The 18557-nt window shown below is 61.6% G+C and carries 21 protein-coding genes; 1 reads left to right on the forward strand and 20 read right to left on the reverse strand.

All coding sequences use genetic code 11. The features are described from left to right. Nucleotides 1-11: 11 nt before the first annotated feature. From der to trmJ, 19 genes are all read right to left on the reverse strand, one after another. A complete protein-coding gene (gene der, locus H7A76_RS11365) occupies nucleotides 12-1484 on the reverse strand; it encodes a ribosome biogenesis GTPase Der (protein ID WP_185698565.1) in 1473 nt (490 codons plus the stop codon). Between the two features lie 141 nt (nucleotides 1485-1625). Further along, nucleotides 1626-2777, reverse strand: coding sequence for an outer membrane protein assembly factor BamB (gene bamB, locus H7A76_RS11370; protein ID WP_022640693.1), 1152 nt, complete (start codon nucleotides 2775-2777; stop codon nucleotides 1626-1628). Then, nucleotides 2770-3411 carry a tetratricopeptide repeat protein gene (locus H7A76_RS11375; RefSeq protein ID WP_185698566.1) on the reverse strand — a complete coding sequence of 214 codons (642 nt, stop codon included), beginning with the start codon at nucleotides 3409-3411 and terminating at the stop codon, nucleotides 2770-2772. The genes bamB and H7A76_RS11375 overlap by 8 nt, the downstream gene beginning before the upstream one ends. Before the next feature lie 40 nt (nucleotides 3412-3451). Next, the gene (gene hisS, locus H7A76_RS11380) at nucleotides 3452-4741 is read right to left on the reverse strand and encodes a histidine--tRNA ligase (protein WP_185698567.1); all 1290 of its coding nucleotides are present in this window, start codon (nucleotides 4739-4741) and stop codon (nucleotides 3452-3454) included. Between the two features lie 22 nt (nucleotides 4742-4763). Further along, on the reverse strand, nucleotides 4764-5873 hold the full coding sequence (gene ispG, locus H7A76_RS11385) for a flavodoxin-dependent (E)-4-hydroxy-3-methylbut-2-enyl-diphosphate synthase (protein WP_185698568.1): 1110 nt from the start codon (nucleotides 5871-5873) through the stop codon (nucleotides 4764-4766). Between the two features lie 3 nt (nucleotides 5874-5876). Then, complete coding sequence (locus H7A76_RS11390) at nucleotides 5877-6893, reverse strand: RodZ family helix-turn-helix domain-containing protein (RefSeq protein ID WP_185698569.1); 1017 nt, start codon at nucleotides 6891-6893, stop codon at nucleotides 5877-5879. Continuing rightward, nucleotides 6893-7651 carry a type IV pilus biogenesis/stability protein PilW gene (pilW, locus tag H7A76_RS11395; protein ID WP_185698570.1) on the reverse strand — a complete coding sequence of 253 codons (759 nt, stop codon included), beginning with the start codon at nucleotides 7649-7651 and terminating at the stop codon, nucleotides 6893-6895. Before pilW ends, H7A76_RS11390 begins: the two co-directional genes overlap by 1 nt. A 12-nt stretch (nucleotides 7652-7663) precedes the next feature. Continuing rightward, the gene (rlmN, locus tag H7A76_RS11400; RefSeq protein WP_185698571.1) at nucleotides 7664-8812 is read right to left on the reverse strand and encodes a 23S rRNA (adenine(2503)-C(2))-methyltransferase RlmN; all 1149 of its coding nucleotides are present in this window, start codon (nucleotides 8810-8812) and stop codon (nucleotides 7664-7666) included. A gap of 31 nt (nucleotides 8813-8843) precedes the next feature. Next, a complete protein-coding gene (ndk, locus tag H7A76_RS11405) occupies nucleotides 8844-9269 on the reverse strand; it encodes a nucleoside-diphosphate kinase (protein ID WP_022640700.1) in 426 nt (141 codons plus the stop codon). Nucleotides 9270-9363: 94 nt separating this feature from the next. Then, complete coding sequence (gene iscX / locus H7A76_RS11410; protein WP_022640701.1) at nucleotides 9364-9564, reverse strand: Fe-S cluster assembly protein IscX; 201 nt, start codon at nucleotides 9562-9564, stop codon at nucleotides 9364-9366. A gap of 14 nt (nucleotides 9565-9578) precedes the next feature. After that, nucleotides 9579-9920 (reverse strand): ISC system 2Fe-2S type ferredoxin, encoded by a 342-nt coding sequence (fdx, locus tag H7A76_RS11415; protein ID WP_022640702.1) that lies wholly within the window; start codon nucleotides 9918-9920, stop codon nucleotides 9579-9581. Nucleotides 9921-9923: 3 nt separating this feature from the next. Further along, nucleotides 9924-11786, reverse strand: a complete 1863-nt coding sequence (gene hscA / locus H7A76_RS11420) for a Fe-S protein assembly chaperone HscA (protein ID WP_185698572.1) — start codon at nucleotides 11784-11786, stop codon at nucleotides 9924-9926. Nucleotides 11787-11837: 51 nt separating this feature from the next. Further along, entirely contained in the window at nucleotides 11838-12359 is a 522-nt protein-coding gene (gene hscB, locus H7A76_RS11425) for a co-chaperone HscB (protein WP_185698573.1), read from the reverse strand. Nucleotides 12360-12367: 8 nt separating this feature from the next. Next, complete coding sequence (gene iscA / locus H7A76_RS11430) at nucleotides 12368-12691, reverse strand: iron-sulfur cluster assembly protein IscA (RefSeq protein ID WP_053131791.1); 324 nt, start codon at nucleotides 12689-12691, stop codon at nucleotides 12368-12370. 42 nt (nucleotides 12692-12733) lie between these two features. Then, nucleotides 12734-13120: a Fe-S cluster assembly scaffold IscU gene (iscU, locus tag H7A76_RS11435; protein ID WP_007929523.1), complete on the reverse strand. Its 387-nt coding sequence runs from the start codon at nucleotides 13118-13120 to the stop codon at nucleotides 12734-12736. A gap of 93 nt (nucleotides 13121-13213) precedes the next feature. Beyond that, the gene (locus H7A76_RS11440; protein WP_022640706.1) at nucleotides 13214-14428 is read right to left on the reverse strand and encodes an IscS subfamily cysteine desulfurase; all 1215 of its coding nucleotides are present in this window, start codon (nucleotides 14426-14428) and stop codon (nucleotides 13214-13216) included. 50 nt (nucleotides 14429-14478) lie between these two features. Beyond that, nucleotides 14479-14970, reverse strand: coding sequence for a Fe-S cluster assembly transcriptional regulator IscR (iscR, locus tag H7A76_RS11445; protein WP_011063217.1), 492 nt, complete (start codon nucleotides 14968-14970; stop codon nucleotides 14479-14481). Nucleotides 14971-15210: 240 nt separating this feature from the next. Continuing rightward, nucleotides 15211-15987, reverse strand: a complete 777-nt coding sequence (cysE, locus tag H7A76_RS11450; RefSeq protein ID WP_185698574.1) for a serine O-acetyltransferase — start codon at nucleotides 15985-15987, stop codon at nucleotides 15211-15213. Continuing rightward, nucleotides 15987-16757, reverse strand: a complete 771-nt coding sequence (gene trmJ / locus H7A76_RS11455; protein ID WP_185698575.1) for a tRNA (cytosine(32)/uridine(32)-2'-O)-methyltransferase TrmJ — start codon at nucleotides 16755-16757, stop codon at nucleotides 15987-15989. Before trmJ ends, cysE begins: the two co-directional genes overlap by 1 nt. Before the next feature lie 226 nt (nucleotides 16758-16983). Here trmJ and suhB point away from each other — a divergent pair, with 226 nt between their 5' ends. Beyond that, on the forward strand, nucleotides 16984-17802 hold the full coding sequence (suhB, locus tag H7A76_RS11460) for an inositol-phosphate phosphatase (RefSeq protein WP_031320442.1): 819 nt from the start codon (nucleotides 16984-16986) through the stop codon (nucleotides 17800-17802). A gap of 89 nt (nucleotides 17803-17891) precedes the next feature. Here suhB and H7A76_RS11465 read toward each other — a convergent pair whose 3' ends face one another. Then, entirely contained in the window at nucleotides 17892-18440 is a 549-nt protein-coding gene (locus H7A76_RS11465; protein WP_185698576.1) for a glycine zipper 2TM domain-containing protein, read from the reverse strand. Nucleotides 18441-18557: the final 117 nt, after the last annotated feature.

The raw sequence follows: 18557 nt of genomic DNA on the forward strand, positions 1-18557 counted from the left end.
GGCGTGCTTGGTCAGCGCTTGTCGCGGCGTTTCTTCTCGGCTTTCTTGTGGTGCGACATCAAGCGACGCTTCTTGTTGACCTGGCGGTCGGTAAGCGTGTTCTTGTTGCCCTCGTACGGGTTGTCGCTGCCCTTGAACTCGATACGGATCGGCGTCCCCACCAGCTTCAGCACGCGCCGGTAGGTGTTCTCCAGGTAGCGCACATAGGACTTGGGCACCTTCTCCACCTGGTTGCCGTGGATCACGATCAACGGAGGGTTGGCCCCCCCCAGGTGGGCATAACGCAGCTTGATCCGGCGGCTGTTGACCATGGGCGGGGCATGCTCGCTCACGGCGTCTTCCAGGATCTGGGTCAGGCGGCTGGTAGGCCAGCGGGTCACCGCCGACTTGAAGGAGTTCTGCACCGATTGGTACAGGTTGCCCACGCCAGTGCCGTGCAATGCCGAGATGAAGTGGATATCGGCGAAGTCGACGAAGAACAGCCGGCGCTCCAGCTCGGTCTTCACGTAGTCGCGCTCGCTAGGCTGCATGCCGTCCCACTTGTTCAGGGCAATCACCAACGCCCGACCCGCTTCCAGGGCGAAGCCCAGCAGGTTCAGGTCGTGGTCCACCACGCCTTCGCGGGCGTCCATGACGAAGATCACCACGTTGGCGTCCTTGATCGCCTGCAGCGTCTTGACCACCGAGAACTTCTCGACTTCCTCGTGGATCTTGCCGCGCTTGCGCACACCCGCGGTGTCGATCAGCGTGTACTTCTCCTCGTTGCGCTCGAACGGGATGTAGATACTGTCGCGGGTGGTGCCGGGCTGGTCGTAGACGATGACCCGGTCTTCACCGAGCATGCGGTTGACCAGGGTCGACTTGCCTACGTTGGGACGACCGATGATGGCGATCTTGATCCCATCCTTCTCGCTCGGACCAGGAATACGCTTGGCTTCCTCGCCTTCGGCAACGATCTCTTCCTCGCCCTCTTCGAGCTCGTCGGCGTCATCCTTGGGGAATTCGCGCAGGGTGATTTCCAGCATCTGGCTGATGCCACGGCCGTGGGCGCCGGCGATCGGGATCGCATCCCCCATGCCCAGTGGGGCAAACTCGGCGCGAGCCATGTCCGGGTCGATGTTGTCGACCTTGTTGGCGATCACGTAGGAGGTCTTGTTACGCTTGCGCAGGTGCTCGCCGATCATCTGGTCGGCTGCGGTGAACCCAGCCTTGGCGTCCACCAGGAACAGCACCACGTCGGCTTCTTCGATGGCCAGCAGCGACTGCTCGGCCATCTTTTCATCCATGCCATGCTCGTCGCCGGAGATACCGCCGGTGTCGATGAGAATATAGGTACGCCCTTGCCACTTGGCCTCACCGTATTGGCGATCACGGGTCAGACCGGACAGATCGCCGACGATGGCGTCGCGAGTCCGAGTCAGGCGGTTGAACAAGGTGGACTTGCCGACGTTGGGTCGGCCCACCAGGGCGATTACGGGAACCATGCGGCTCTCCACTGCATTATTTCAGAAAATACAAAAGCCGCTGCGAGGCAGCGGCTGGTGCTCGGGGCAGCACCTTGAAGTGCTGCAAGCCTTGTCCAGACAAGGCCGCTTGGGGAATCACCCCCAAGCATAGTCAAACCATTACTTGATGGTCAGGGCTTCCAGTTTGCCGCTGTTGCCAAACACGTAGATCATGTCGCCCACCACCAGCGGACGAGCGCGCAGGCCGTCGCTGTCGATGCGCTCACGCGCGACGAAACGACCATCCACCTGGCTCAGCAGGTGCAGGTAGCCTTCCAGGTCACCCACGGCCACATAGCTGGAGAACACTTCCGGTGCCGACAGTTGGCGGCGAGCCAGGGAATCGTTGCTCCACAAGGCGGAGGTCGAACGCTCGTCGATGCCTTCCACGGTGCCCGAGGACAGGCTCACGTAGACGCTGCCGAAGCCCTGGGCGACACCTGCGTAGCTGGAGGCGTCACGCTGCCACAGTGGGCGACCGCTCTCCAGGTCCAGGGCCGTGACACGCCCCTGGTAGCTGGCCACGTACAGGGTGCCACCGGACAGCAGCAGGCCGCCGTCGATATCCACCACGCGATCCAGCTCGGAACGACCTTGCGGGATGGCGACACGCTGTTCCCACACCGGCACGCCGTTGCGGATATCCAGCGCCACTACCTTGCCGGTGGAAAGGCCGGCCAGGGCCAGGCGGTTGGTCGCCAGCGGGGCACTGGTGCCACGCAGGGTCAGTACCGCCGGGGTGCTGTCGTAGAGCCACAGCTGGTTGCCGGTGCTGGCATCGAGGCCGATCACCCGGTCATCCTGGGTCTGGACCACCACCACGTCGCCGTTGGTAGCCGGAGGAGCCAGCACTTCACTGGTGACGCGGGCACGCCATTTCTCTTCACCGTTGGAAGTGTCCAGGGCGATCACTTCACCCTTGAGGGTGCCGATCATCACCAGGCCGTAACCCACGCCTACGGCGCCGGAAACCGGCAGCTCCAGGTCCTGCTTCCATTTGACGTCGCCGTTCATGCGGTCCATGGCCACCACTACACCGGTGACATCGGCGGCGTAGATGGTGCTGCCGTCGATCGCTGGAACCAGCATGTTGTAGGTTTCGCCCTGGCCATCACCGATGGAGCGGCTCCACTGTTTCTGCAGGACCACCTCTTCCTTGAAGTCGACCAGTTCGGCCGGTGGCAGTTCTTTCTTGCTGTTGCTGCTGCAACCCGCGGCCAACAAGGCCAGGGCCAGCAATGCTGCATGTTTCCAACGGATCACGTCACGCATCCCCTTTGGCCAGGTCGTCGAGCTTGATTTGTAGGCCACCGACCGCCGCTTCATCCGACAGCGCCGCCTTGGCTTTCTGATATGCAGCATGGGCTTCGTCAATGCGGCCCAGCTGGACCAGCAGATCGCCCTTGAGTTCTTCACGGGTGGCCAGGAAGGCCTTGTCGGCGTCGCCGTCGAGCAGCTTCAGGGCCTCGTCGGCCTTGTTCTGCGCGGCCAGCACCTGGGCCAGGCGCTGACGCGCCACTTCGCCCAGGGTCGGGTTCGCCGGCTTATCGGCCACGGCCTTGAGCTGGGCTACAGCGTCATCCAGCTTGCCGCTGTCCACTGCTACCTTGGCGACGAACAGGCTGCCGTACTGCGCATAGGCGCTGCCGCCGAACTCGCTGTTGAGCTTGCCGGCCAGGTCGGTGACACGAGCCGCATCCGGCTTGCCATCGGGCGTCAGGGTGGTTTCAAGCAGTTGCTGATAGAGCACCGAAGCGCCTTGCGACTGGTTGTTCTGATACTTGTGCCAGGCCTGCCAGCCGAACACGATGACCAGGGCCAGCAGGCCGCCGTTCACCAGGGGTTTGCCGTTACGCTGCCACCAGTCTTTCAATTCCGCCAGCTGTTCATCTTCGGTACTCGACACCCCAATACTCCTTATTCGCTAAATCGGCTGTTTGACAGCTTCAACCCTGCACGACGCAGGTGGCCAGGTGCGCAGCGAGCGCATCCCAGGCAATGCTTTGTTGCTCGCCCTGGCCACGCAGGGGCTTGAAACCTACCACTTGCTGGGCCAACTCGTCGTCACCGAGGATCAGCGCATACAGTGCACCACTCTTGTCGGCCTTCTTGAACTGGCTCTTGAAGCTGCCACCACCGGCGTTGACCTGCAGGCGCAGGTTCGGCAGTTGGTCGCGAACCCGCTCGCTCAGGGCCAGGCCCGCCAGTTCGGCGGCCTCGCCAAAGGCACACAGGTAGACATCCACCTGGCGGGAGATCTCTGCCGGCACCCGTTCCAGGGTCTCCAGCATCAGCACCAGGCGCTCGATACCCATGGCGAAACCCACGCCCGGGGTCGGCTTGCCGCCCATCTGCTCCACCAGGCCATCGTAGCGGCCGCCGGCGCAGACAGTGCCCTGGGCACCGAGCTTGTCGGTCACCCACTCGAAGACGGTCTTGCTGTAATAGTCCAGGCCACGCACCAGCTTCGGATTGATCACATAGGGGATGCCAGCGGCTTCCAGGCGGGCCTTGAGGCCTTCGAAATGCACCCGGGATTCTTCATCCAGGTAGTCGGCCAGCTTCGGCGCGTCCACCAGCACCGCCTGGGTGCCCGGATCCTTGGTGTCCAGCACCCGCAGGGGGTTGGTCTTGAGGCGACGCTGGCTGTCTTCGTCCAGCTGCTCATGGCGGGCGGAGAGGAACTCCACCAGGGCATCGCGATAACGTGCACGGGCTTCGGCGGTACCCAGGCTGTTGAGTTCAAGCTTCACCGCATCACGGATGCCCAGCTCGCCCCACAGGCGCCAGGTCAGCACGATCAGTTCGGCATCGATGTCCGGACCGTCCAGGTTGAACACTTCCAGGCCGATCTGGTGGAACTGGCGATAACGGCCTTTCTGTGGACGCTCATGGCGGAACATCGGACCGATGTACCAGAGCTTCTGTACCTGGCCGGCACCGGTCAGGCCATGCTCCAGCGCTGCGCGCACACAGGCGGCGGTGCCTTCCGGACGCAAGGTCAGGGAGTCGCCGTTGCGGTCCTCGAAGGTGTACATCTCTTTTTCGACGATGTCGGTGACTTCGCCGATGGAGCGCTTGAACAGCTCGGTGAACTCGACGATCGGCATGCGGATCTGCTTGTAACCGTAGTTATCCAGCAACCGTGCCACGGTGCCTTCGAAGTAGCGCCACAGCGGCGTCTGCTCGGGCAGGATGTCGTTCATGCCACGAATGGCTTGCAGGGACTTGCTCACAAAGAATCCTTAATACGTTCGGTTAGCCACGAGCGATCAGCGCTGCGTCGGCCTCGACCTTTTCGGCCGCCTTCTGCCGGATCAGCTTTTCCAGCTCGTCCACCAGATTGTCATTGGTCAGTTTCTGCGACGGCTTGCCATCGATATAGATCAGGTTCGGCGTACCGCCGGTCAAGCCCACATGGGCTTCCTTGGCTTCGCCCGGACCGTTGACCACACAACCGATCACCGCGACATCCATGGGTACCAGCAGGTCCTCGAGGCGCCCTTCCAGCTCGTTCATGGTTTTCACCACATCGAAATTCTGCCGCGAGCAGCTCGGGCAGGCGATGAAGTTGATGCCACGGGAACGCAGGTGCAGGGACTTGAGGATGTCGTAGCCGACCTTCACTTCCTCGACCGGATCGGCTGCCAACGAGATGCGAATGGTATCGCCAATCCCTTCGGCCAGCAGCATACCGAGGCCGACGGCGGATTTCACCGTACCTGAACGCAATCCACCGGCTTCAGTGATGCCCAAGTGCAAGGGTTGAATGATTTCCTTGGCCAGCAAACGGTAGGCTTCGACCGCCATGAACACGTCGGAAGCCTTCACGCTGACCTTGAAGTCCTGGAAATTCAGGCGTTCGAGGTGTTCGACATGACGCAGTGCCGACTCTACCAACGCAGCCGGAGTCGGCTCGCCGTACTTCTTCTGCAGGTCCTTTTCCAGGGAACCGGCGTTGACCCCGATACGGATCGGGATACCACGGTCACGAGCGGCATCCACCACTGCGCGAACCCGGTCTTCGCGACCGATGTTGCCGGGGTTGATCCGCAGGCAATCGACGCCCAGCTCGGCTACGCGCAAGGCGATCTTGTAGTCGAAGTGGATGTCGGCCACCAACGGTACCTTGACCTGCTGCTTGATCCGGCCGAACGCCTCGGCGGCGTCCATGTCCGGCACCGAAACCCGCACGATATCGACACCGGCGGCTTCGAGGCGGTTGATCTGGGCGACGGTTGCCGCTACGTCGTTGGTGTCGCTGTTGGTCATGCTCTGCACCGCGATCGGGGCATCGCCGCCCACCGGTACCGAGCCGACCCAGATCTTGCGGGACTCGCGACGTTTGATTGGAGATTCGCCGTGCATGACTTATTGACCTAACTTCAGGCGAGCAGTCTCGCCAGTGGTGAACGGGGCGATATCCACCGCCTGCCCGTTGTAGCTGATTTGTGCGCCACGGGCGTAACCCAGGCGTACGGCAAAAGGTGGCTTGCCGCTGACATCGACGCTCTCGCCCTTGCGCTTGAGGGCGCTGAGCAGGATCTTGCCATTGCCATCGGTGACCTGGGTCCAGCAATCGGCGCTGAACTGGATCTGTACCTGAGCGGAGCCGGCAGCCGCGACAGTCGGCGCTGGCACGTTGGCCTGAGCGGTGACCGTGGTTGCCGGGACTGGCGCCACAACGACCGGGGCCGCGATCACCGGGGCAGTAGCCGGGGCCGTCACAGGATGGGTCGCAGTGGCTGGTGCAACTGCCGGCGCCTGGACGGGGGCAGCCGGAGCCACAACCGGGGCCGGGGTCTGGACAGGTGCCTCGCCGGCCAACTGCGCGGCATTGGCCTCGGCTTCGCTCTGGCCTTCGGCAACGGCCTGGTCTTCCGGCTCATCGATCGGGTGGATCTGGGTCTTGCCGTCGGCGCCCTCGACTTCCACATGTTCAGGGCTCAGGCCGACCAGTTCCTTGCTGCGTTGCGAGGTCTGGTCCTGCCACCAGATGAAACCACCGCCAACCACGGCCACCAGCAACAGCAGGCTGACGATCCTCAGAATGGTATGGGAGACCCGCACCGGCTCTTCGATACGCCCCAGGGCATGCACGCTGCTGCCTTGGGAGTCGGTGCCGGTGTATTGGTCGAAGGCCTGGACCAGGGTCGCCTGGTCCATATCCAGCAACTTGGCATAGGCACGGATATAGCCGCGGGCGAAGGTATGCCCTGGGAGCTTGTCGAATGCGCCGGCCTCCAGGTTGCTCAGCGAGCTCACGGTGAGATTGAGCTTGTGGGCCACGTCCGCCAGCGCCCAACCATTGCTTTCGCGAGCCTGGCGCAAGGTCTCACCGGGATTGACGCTAGTCGCTGCTTGAACTTCGGGTTGCGCCACTTTCATCATTGCTCCGACAGGTATTGCTGATATTCCGGCGTACCGGGATAGAGTCGTTTAAGTTGCAGACCGTAACTGGAGGCCTTCTCGTGATCTTCGAACACCGTTGCCAGGCGCGCGCCGAGCAATAGACTACGTGCATTTTGTTCGCCAAGCAGGCTAAAACGATCGTAATAATCGCGCGCGGGCACATAATGCCTGTCTTCGTAAGACAACTCAGCCATTTCCAACAATGCGCGAGGCTGCTGGTGATTCAGCCGCAAGGCCTTCTCCAGGTGAGACTGGGCCAGCTTGCGCTGGCCGAGCTTCGAGGCGGTCATGCCAAGGTTCTCGAGAACCCGGGAACGGCCAGGATACAGGGTATCCGCAGCGGCTTGCTCGAAACGCGAGTACGCGTCGTCGTAGCGCTTTTCCTGGAACAGGAAGCTGCCGTAGTTATTGAGAATCCGGGGGTCGTGCGGACGCGCTGCCAGGGCCTTGCGAAACTGCACGTCAGCCAGGGCCGGTTCCATTTCGGCCTGGAACACCAGCGCCAGGGCGGCGTTGGCGTCGGCATCGTCGGGAGCCAGTTCCAGGGCCTTCTTCAGCGGGGCCTTGGCTTGTTCGCCCAAGCCCTGCTGCAAATAGCCCAGCCCCAGCTGCACATAGGCCTGGCGCGCCTCGTCACGGCCCTTGCCAGTGTCCATCGGACTGGAATCGCCCGACATGACACAGCCAGCGCAGAGACTGGCAACAAGCAGGAGCAGCGCTAGGCGCAAGACCATGGAGATCCTCTCTCAAGTACGGGCCGCGACGCTTTGCGGCATATCGGCGTCGGCGCTCAATTCACGCACGGCGATATAGCGTTCGCTGCGCCGGGTGCGGTCCAGCACCTGGCCTACCAACTGGCCGCAAGCGGCATCGATGTCTTCCCCGCGAGTGGTACGCACGGTGACGTTGAAGCCGGCATGATGCAACTGGTCCTGGAAACGCCGGATGGCGTTGTTGCTCGGACGCTCGTAGCCGGAGTGGGGGAACGGGTTGAACGGGATCAGGTTGATCTTGCAAGGGATGTCCTTGAGCAACTCGATCATCTGCACCGCGTGCTCAGGCTGGTCGTTGACGTCCTTGAGCAGGGTGTACTCGATGGTCAGCACACGCTTCTCGCCCAGGGCCGACATGTAGCGCTGGCACGAGTCGAGCAGCATCTTCAGCGGGTACTTCTTGTTGATCGGTACCAACTGGTTGCGCAGCGCATCGTTGGGAGCGTGCAGGGACAACGCCAGGGAGACGTCGATGTGCTTGGCCAGCTCATCGATCATCGGTACCACGCCGGAGGTCGACAGAGTCACCCGGCGCTTGGAGATGCCGTAGCCCAGGTCGTCCATCATCAGGTGCATGGCCGCGATGACGTTGTCGAAGTTCAGCAGCGGCTCGCCCATGCCCATCATCACCACGTTGGTGATGGCGCGATCGACGGTTGCCGGGACGCTGCCGAAGGATTTGTTGGCAATCCACACCTGGCCGATGACTTCGGCGGCAGTGAGGTTGCTATTGAAGCCTTGCTTGCCGGTGGAGCAGAAACTGCAGTCCAGGGCACAGCCGGCCTGGGACGAAACGCACAAGGTGCCGCGCTTGCCCTGGGGAATGTATACGGTCTCGACACAGCTGCCGGACGCCACGCGCACCACCCACTTGCGGGTGCCGTCGCTGGAGATGTCCTCGCTGACTACTTCCGGACCGCGAATCTCGGCAACGGCCTTGAGCTTTTCACGCAAGGCCTTGCCGACATTCGTCATGGCGTCGAAATCGTCGACGCCAAAGTGGTGAATCCATTTCATTACCTGACCGGCACGGAAACGCTTCTCCCCGATCGAGTCGAAGAATTTCTCCATTTCCGGTTGAGTAAGCCCCAACAGGTTAGTTTTGCCGATCGATGTAGTCATGGTTTCACCCTTCACTCACAGGCCTGGCGGCTTAGCGAGTGGTCACCTCGGTAGCTGCGAAGAAGTAAGCGATTTCGCGAGCAGCAGCCGCTTCGGAGTCCGAACCGTGAACGGCGTTGGCGTCGATGGACTCGGCGAAGTCAGCACGGATGGTGCCGGCGGCAGCTTCTTTTGGGTTGGTAGCGCCCATCAGCTCACGGTTGCGAGCGATGGCGTTCTCGCCTTCCAGAACCTGAACCACAACCGGACCGGAAGTCATGAAGGCAACCAGTTCGCCGAAGAAGCCACGCTCGCTGTGTTCAGCGTAGAAACCCTCGGCTTCGGCCTTGGACAGTTGCTTCATTTTCGAAGCTACAACGCGCAGGCCGGCTTCTTCAAAACGGGAAACGATCTTGCCGATGACGTTTTTTGCAACAGCGTCAGGCTTGATGATGGAGAAAGTACGTTGAACAGCCATGGTGTAACTCCAGAAACGGTGATTAAAGCGAAAAATTAAACCCGCGAATTATACGCGGGTTTAAAGGGATTGCCTAACTACGTAGCCCGCGGATTCAGTCAGTTTCGTCGATCCAGGCGGCCTGAATTGCTTCAAGAACCTTCTCGCCTCCGCGAGCCGGATCGTCACTGAACTCCGGCAATGCCAGAACCCACTTGTGCAGATCGACAAAATTCACATAACGCGGATCCACATCCGGCTTGGAATCAGCCAGCTGGATCGCGATTTCCAGTACATCAACCCACTTCAGACTCATGATGGCTCCTTGAATCAGTGCGGCGCTTCGGCCGCATGGTTGAGCGAGTACTTGGGAATTTCGACGGTCAGGTCTTCATCGCCAACGATAGCCTGGCACGACAGGCGCGACTGGGCTTCCAGGCCCCAGGCCTTGTCCAGCAAGTCTTCTTCCAACTCGTCGGCCTCGTTCAGCGAGTCGAAACCCTCGCGCACGATGCAATGGCAGGTAGTGCAGGCGCAGACACCGCCGCAGGCGCTCTCGATCTCGATGTGGTTGTCATGGGCAACCTCGAGCAACGAGACACCGGGCTCGACTTCGACGACCAGGCCATCCGGGCAGAACACGGCGTGGGGCAGAAAAATGATCTGCGGCATCAGTTATTCCTCGATCTCATTCAGGTTGCGCCCCGCCAGGGCGGCTTTCACCGTCGAATCCAGGCGGCGGGCAGCAAAAGCGTCGGTCACTTGCGACAGACGCTTGGTCTGCTGCTCGATGGCATAACCATCGGTGCCACGCATCAATTCACTCAGTTCCTGCATCTGCAGCTCGATGACCATGCGCTCCTCGGCGTCCAGCAAGCGGTCGCCGTCGGCCTCCAGGGCCCCCTGCACCGCCTCGATCAACCGCTGGGCATCCACCTGCTGCTCACGCAGCACGCGGGCGACCTTGTCATCGCCGGCGTACTGGAAGGAATCCTTGAGCATCCGGGCGATCTCGCCATCGGTCAGCCCGTAGGACGGCTTGACCTGGATACTGGCTTCGACTCCCGAACCCAGTTCCCGCGCGGAAACGCTGAGCAGGCCATCGGCGTCCACCTGGAAGGTCACCCGGATCTTCGCCGCACCAGCCACCATTGGTGGAATGCCACGCAACTCGAAACGCGCCAGGGAGCGGCAGTCGCTGATCAGTTCGCGCTCACCCTGTAGCACATGGATCATCATGGCCGTCTGGCCATCCTTGTAGGTGGTGAAATCCTGGGCTCGCGCGACCGGGATGGTAGTGTTGCGCGGAATCACCTTCTCCATCAGCCCGCCCATGGTTTCCAGCCCCAAGGACAGCGGAATCACGTCCAGCAGCAGTAACTCGCCGCCGTCACGCTTGTTGCCCGCCAGGGTATCGGCCTGGATCGCGGCCCCTATGGCCACCACTTGATCCGGATCGATCTCGGTCAGCGGCTGGCGACCGAACATCTCGGCGACCGCCTCACGCACCCGCGGCACACGAGTCGAACCACCGACCATGACCACGGCCCGCACTTCGTCGAGCTCGACGCCGGAGTCACGCACCGCGCGACGACAAGCCTTGAGGCTGCGAGCGACCATCGGCTCGATCAATTCATCGAATGCCCCGCGGGTCAGCGCGGCGCGCCAGCCGCCATACTCGACGTCCACCGAAGCGGCGTCGGTCAAGGCTTCCTTGGCCCCCCGGGCAATCTGCAACAGGTTACGCTGGGCGCCCGGGTCTAAGTCGGAGGACAAGCCGGCGCCCTGGATGATCCAGCTGGCGATGGCATGATCGAAATCGTCGCCACCCAGGGCGGTATCGCCACCTGTAGCCAGCACCTCGAAGACACCGCCGGTCAGGCGCAGGATGGAGATATCGAAGGTCCCGCCACCCAGGTCGTAGATAGCCACGACCCCTTCGGCCTGCTGGTCCAGGCCATAGGCCACGGCAGCGGCCGTTGGCTCGTTGAGCAGGCGCAGCACGTTCAGGCCGGCCAGCTTGGCAGCATCCTTGGTCGCTTGCCGCTGGGCATCGTCAAAATAGGCGGGAACGGTGATCACCGCACCGACCAGCTCGCCGCCCAAGGTCGCTTCGGCCCGCTGGCGCAGCACCTTGAGCACCTCGGCGGAGACTTCCACCGGACTCTTCGGCCCCTGCACCGTGTCGATGAACGGCATATGCGATTCACCGCCGACAAAACGATAGGGAAGCTGCTCGCCCAACTGCTTGACGTCAGCCAGGCCACGGCCCATCAGGCGCTTGACCGACAGCACGGTATTCAGGGGATCGGCGGGAGCCGCCAACCGGGCGGACTCACCCACCTCGACACGATCGGCGTGGTAGCGCACGGCGGAGGGCAGGATCACCTGGCCCTGCGCGTCGGCCAGCGGCTCGGAAAGGCCGCTGCGCAACGCAGCGACCAGCGAATTGGTAGTACCCAAGTCGATCCCCACAGCCAGGCGACGCTGGTGCGGTTGAGGACTTTGGCCGGGTTCAGCGATCTGCAGTAGGGCCATGTCTATCTGGACTTATCTGTATATCAGGCGTGCGACCGGAGCGGCACTAGGTTAATCGTCGAGGCGCTCTTCTAACTGGCGCACTTCGTAGGTGAGCTTGTCGAGGAACTGCATGCGCCGCATCAGGCGCTCGGCCTGCTCGCGCTGCGCGGCATCGTCCCAACAGGCTGCGAAGCTTTCGTTCAGCTGTTCCTGGGCGGCCTTGAGCCGGCGCTTGAACCCCGCCACCCCCGACAGATCGGCACTGTCCTGCAAGTCCTCGAGCTCTTCGCGCCACTGCATCTGCTGCAGAAGAAACTCGGGGTCGTGCACCGTGACCTCAAGCGGCAGCTCGCCGCCCTTGAGGGCCAGGAGATAACGGGCACGCTTGGGAGGGCTCTTGAGGGTCTGGTAGGCCTCGTTGAGGCTGGCGGACCGCTCCAGGGCCAGGCGCTGCTCACGCTCGGGGGCGTCGGCAAACCGATCGGGATGGACTGCGCGCGCCAACTCACGGTAGCGCGCGGCCAACTGCTCGAGATCCAGGCGAAAAGTCGGCTGCAACTCAAATAAGGCGAAATGACAAGGAGTACCCACAAGCAGCCTCAGACGTTGAAGCTTTCGCCGCAGCCACACTCACCGCGCACGTTGGGGTTGTTGAACTTGAAGCCTTCGTTCAACCCTTCCTTGACGAAATCAAGCTCGGTGCCATCCAGGTAGGACAGGCTCTTGGGGTCGATGATCACTTTCTCGCCGTGACTTTCGAACACCTGGTCGTCCTCGCCGATCTCGTCGACGAACTCCAGCACATAGGCAAGGCCGGAACAGCCCGTGGTGCGAACACCCAGGCGAATCCCATCACCCTTGCCGCGCCCGTTGAGGGAGCGTCGCACGTGTTGAGCAGCCGCTTCTGTCATGCTGATAGCCATCGTGACTCCTTACTTGTCGCCAAATCTGTGAAAGCCGATCGGTTAGATCAGGCCTTTCTTCTGCTTGTAGTCGCGAACGGCAGCCTTGATGGCGTCCTCGGCGAGTACCGAGCAGTGGATCTTCACTGGAGGCAGGGCCAGCTCTTCAGCCAGCTGGGTGTTCTTGATGGTCTCGGCTTCGTCCAGGGTCTTGCCCTTCATCCACTCGGTGGCCAGGGAGCTGGAAGCGATGGCCGAGCCGCAGCCGTAGGTCTTGAACTTGGCATCTTCGATGATGCCCTGCTCGTTGACCTTGATCTGCAGGCGCATCACGTCGCCACAGGCTGGAGCACCGACCATGCCGGTGCCGACATCCGGATCTTCCGCGTTCATCTTGCCGACGTTACGCGGGTTCTCGTAGTGGTCGATGACCTTTTCGCTGTAAGCCATGATTCTTAATCCTCACTCATCAGAGAGTCGCTCTGGAATTCCGCAAATCGCCTTGTCGATACGCCCTGCAGAACCCTGTGTGGCGACTTAAATTCAGTGTGCCGCCCACTCGATCTTCGAGATATCGACGCCATCTTTGTACATGTCCCACAGCGGCGACAGGGCGCGCAGCTTGGTGACGGCCTCGCAGACTTTCTGCGCGGCGTAGTCGATTTCTTCTTCGGTGGTGAAGCGGCCGAAGGTGAAGCGGATCGAGCTATGCGCCAGCTCGTCGTTACGGCCCAGGGCGCGCAATACGTACGAAGGCTCAAGCGAGGCCGAAGTACAGGCCGAACCGGACGACACCGCCAGGTCCTTGAGCGCCATGATCAGCGACTCGCCTTCGACGTAGTTGAAGCTCAGGTTCAGGTTGTGCGGTACACGAGCAGTCATGCTGCCGTTGACGTACAGCTCTTCCAGGTGCTCGACCTGCTTGTAGAAGCGGTCGCTCAGTGCCTGGATGCGAGCGTTCTCGGCCGCCATGTCTTCCTTGGCGACGCGGAAGGCTTCACCCATGCCGACGATCTGATGGGTAGCCAGGGTCCCGGAACGCATGCCGCGCTCATGACCACCACCGTGCATGGTGGCTTCCAGGCGCACACGTGGCTTGCGGCTCACGTACAGCGCGCCGATCCCCTTGGGGCCGTAGGTCTTGTGGGCAGAGAACGACATCAGGTCGACCTTCAGCGCCTGCAGGTCGATCTCGACCTTGCCGGTGGACTGAGCGCCGTCGACATGGAACAGGATGCCCTTGGAGCGGGTCAGTTCGCCGATGGCGGCGATGTCGTTGATGGTGCCGATCTCGTTGTTCACATGCATGATCGAAACCAGGATGGTGTCGTCACGCAGAGCGGCTTCCACCATGGCCGGAGTGATCAGGCCGTCTTCGCCCGGCTCGATGTAGGTCACTTCGAAGCCTTCGCGCTCGAGTTGGCGCATGGTGTCCAGGACAGCCTTGTGCTCGATCTTCGAGGTGATCAGGTGCTTGCCCTTGGTGTGGTAGAAATGCGCGACCCCCTTGATAGCCAGGTTGTCGGACTCGGTGGCACCGGAAGTCCAGACGATTTCACGCGGGTCGGCGTTGACCAGGTCAGCCACTTGGCGACGGGCGTTTTCCACCGACTCTTCGGCTTTCCAGCCAAACACGTGGGAGCGCGACGCCGGGTTACCGAAGTTCCCGTCGACCAGCAGGCATTCACTCATCTTTTGCGCTACACGCGGATCGACTGGCGTGGTCGCTGAGTAATCAAGGTAAATCGGCAATTTCATGGACTCTCTCCTAAATCAGGCTGGCTGGCGTGCCGCTAGCTCTTCGGCTGTCATTCGACGGCGGACGCTTCAATCTTGTCCAGGCGCGGCGCCTTGCCATTACAACGGCGCTGGTCCTGACGCTGGGCCACTTCTTGCACCTCACGGCGGGTTACAAGGTCGGCCAAGCTGATACCGCTCAGAAATTCGTGAATCTGCAGGCTCAGATCGCACCACAGGTGATGGGTGAGACAGGTGTCACCGGCATGGCAATCGCCCAATCCCTGGCATTTGGTCGCATCGACCGATTCGTTCACCGCATCGATCACCTGGGCTACCTGGATCCCCTGCATGTCGCGTGACAGCTGATAGCCGCCACCGGGCCCCCGGACACTGGATACCAGGTTGCTACGGCGCAACTTGGCGAAAAGCTGCTCGAGATAGGACAGGGAGATGCCTTGGCGCTCAGAGATATCGGCCAGGGAGACCGGGCCATGTTGCGCGTGCAACGCCAGATCAAGCATGGCGGTCACCGCATATCGGCCTTTAGTAGTCAGTCGCATGGACAAGTACCACGGAGTTTCGGAATGGAGGCGAGTATGCAATACCCGAGTAATCGAGTCAACTATAAGACCAACTACTTTAGTCGGGTTTACCCGCAAAAGAGCGCGCGAATCATAGCAAAGTCTGCGACGTAATGGCACAGCGGATGGCGACAACCGACCTACGGGTCCGTTTCTGGCCAACGCGCCCTTTATTGGTGGACGCCTTGACTCCTGAGCTCAGGAGCCGAGACACCGGCTTCAACCGACCCGGCTGTCGCTCTTGTCCTTGACGCCAGCGAAGTCTTCCTCGCGCAGCGCAGGCAAGTCGTTGGCGCAATAGTCGCTACCCAGACCCTTCAGGGCGCCGCAGATGCCTTCCAGGCGACCATCGACCGCCTGCAGATGATCGAGCAACTGACCAATGGCACGAGCCACCGGATCCGGCATGTCCTCGCTGACGCCATAGGCATCGAACCCCAGCTTCTCGGCCATGGCCTTGCGCTTGGCTTGCTGCTCGTCGCTGGACTTCATGATGATCCGCCCCGGAATCCCCACCACCGTCGCCCCGGCCGGCACTTCCTTGGTCACCACCGCATTGGAGCCGACTTTGGCGCCCGCGCCGACAGTGAACGGGCCAAGCACCTTGGCGCCCGCTCCAACCACTACGCCATCGCCCAGGGTCGGATGGCGCTTGCCCTTGTTCCAGCTGGTGCCACCGAGGGTCACCCCCTGGTAGAGCGTCACATCATCGCCAATCTCGGCCGTTTCACCGATGACGATGCCCATGCCATGGTCGATGAAGAAACGGCGACCCACCTTGGCCCCTGGATGAATCTCGATCCCGGTCAGCCAACGCCCGAAGTTCGACACCAGGCGCGCCAGCCATTTCCAACCCATGCCCCACAGAGCACTGGACACACGATGGATCCAGATCGCGTGCATGCCCGGATAGCAGGTCAGCACCTCGAAGGCATTGCGCGCCGCCGGGTCACGATGGAACACGCTCTGGATATCTTCACGCAGACGCTCGAACATCACTGATCCTTCCGCTTCTGCAGCTCCCCACGGGCCGCTTTCTGGGTTTCCGTGAGAATGCCGCGCAATATGTTCATTTCCGCTCGGGTGACCGAGCTACGACCGTACAGCCGACGCAAGCGCGCCATCAAGTGCCGGGGCTTTTGCGGATCGAGGAAGTCGATCTCCACCAACGCCTGCTGCAGATGCTCATAGAATCGCTCCAGCTCATCCATGGTCGCCAGCTCATCGCTGGACGAAACCGCTTCATCCTTGCGCACAGCACCCGACCGACCTTGCGCCGCCAGCCAGGACATGCGCACCTCATAGGCCAGCACTTGCACCGCCGTCGCCAGGTTCAGCGAACTGAACGCCGGATCCGACGGTATATGCACGTGAAAATGACATCGTTGCAGTTCGTCGTTGGTCAGGCCGGAATCTTCACGCCCGAACACCAGGGCTATCTGCGCCCCCTGCTGCGCCTGCTCCACGACTTTTACCCCCGACTGGCGAGGATCGAGCAACGGCCAGGGAATGCTCCGCTCACGGGCACTGGTACCGAACACCAGGGTGCAACCGGCCAGGGCCTCCTCAAGCGTGGCGACCACCTGGGCATCCTCCAGGATATCGGTGGCGCCGGATGCCCGCGCATCCGCCTCAGAGGAAGGAAATACCCGGGGCTCTACCAGCATCAGGCGCGACAGCCCCATGTTCTTCATGGCGCGCGCAGCCCCACCGATATTGCCGGGATGACTGGTGTTGACCAGGACGACACGAATGTTCTGCAGCAAGGGAAGCACCCTCGGACACGGGAAAGGGGAGCAAATCTTACAGAACGGGCCGCGCTGTTGCCTTAAAAATAACCACTCGTCACTCCCGGCAACTCACCCGCAACCCAGCACCACCCACAAACGCCATACGACGGGCAGATGCAATCAAAGCGAACGCCGAACTTCATCTGCAAAAGTTTTCTGCTAGAATGCTCGGCTTTCTTTAACAACCTTAGGTGACCTATCCATGCAGCCAATGCTGAATATCGCGCTGCGCGCCGCCCGCAGCGCCAGTGAACTGATTTTCCGCTCCATCGAGCGCCTGGATACCATCAAGGTCGATGAAAAAGACGCCAAGGACTACGTGTCCGAAGTCGATCGCGCCGCTGAGCAGAAGATCATCGACGCGCTGCGCAAGGCCTACCCGAATCACTCGATCATGGGCGAAGAAACCGGCCTGCATGCCGGCAACGGGATCGAAGGCGAAGAATACCTGTGGATCATCGATCCACTGGATGGCACCACCAACTTCCTGCGTGGCATCCCCCACTTCGCCGTAAGCATCGCCTGCAAATACCGTGGTCGCCTGGAACATGCCGTGGTCCTGGATCCGGTTCGCCAGGAAGAATTCACCGCCAGCCGCGGTCGTGGCGCCCAGCTCAACGGTCGGCGCCTGCGGGTCAGCGGCCGCACCAGCCTCGACGGCGCCCTGCTTGGCACCGGCTTCCCATTCCGCGACGACCAGATGGACAACCTGGACAACTACCTGGGCATGTTCCGCGCCCTGGTCGGCCAAACCGCCGGCATTCGCCGCGCCGGCTCCGCCAGCCTGGACCTGGCCTATGTTGCCGCCGGTCGCTTCGACGCCTTCTGGGAGTCGGGCTTGTCCGAATGGGACATGGCGGCAGGCGCCCTGCTGATCCAGGAAGCCGGCGGCTTGGTAAGCGACTTCACCGGCGGCCACGATTTCCTGGAAAAAGGCCACGTGGTAGCCGGCAACACCAAGTGCTTCAAAGCTGTCTTGACCGCCATCCAGCCACACCTGCCAGCCTCGCTGAAACGCTAAGCAACCGACATGAAAAAAGCACCTCGCGGGGTGCTTTTTTCATGTCTGCGATTCACGTTGCCGGCAGCCACCGGCTCACGTGCAAAACCTTATTGACCAGACTGGTTCTGACCAAGGATCAGCCGACCTTCCTTGTCCACCGGGATCTGGTTGCCCGGATCACGATCCATCCGCACCTGGCCCTGCTTGCCACCCAGGTCGTACTTCACGTCATAACCCACGACCTTTTCGCTGATGTCATTGACCGTATTGCAGCGAGTCTGCGTCGTGGTGTAGGTGTCACGCTCCTGCATGCCCTCCTGCACCTTGTTGCCCGCATAACCGCCACCCACCGCACCGGCCACGGTAGCGAGCTTGCGGCCATTACCACTGCCGATCATGCTGCCCAGCAGCCCGCCACCCACCGCACCGGCCACCGTACCCAGAATCTGATGCTCGTCCTTGACCGGGCGCTGTCGAGTCACGGCAACGTCCTTGCAGACTTCACGAGGAGTCTTGATCTGTTGTTTGACCGGCTGCACCGCCAGTACTTGCGCATACTCAGGGCCGCTTTTAACCAGGCTGTAGGTGGCCACAGCACCCCCGGCGGTGACACCGACAGCACCCAATACCGCACCAACCAGCAACGACTTGTTCACGTGAACCTCCTGACCATACATACGGGTCATAACCCGCGCTTCTCCCAGCCTTGGAGCAAAAAAAAAGGCGCGAGTTCAACATTCGCGCCTTTTTAGCTGACAACCGGGAGGGGTCAG

This window comes from Pseudomonas sp. MSSRFD41 (genome assembly GCF_014230245.1).
Taxonomy (GTDB): domain Bacteria; phylum Pseudomonadota; class Gammaproteobacteria; order Pseudomonadales; family Pseudomonadaceae; genus Aquipseudomonas; species Aquipseudomonas piscis.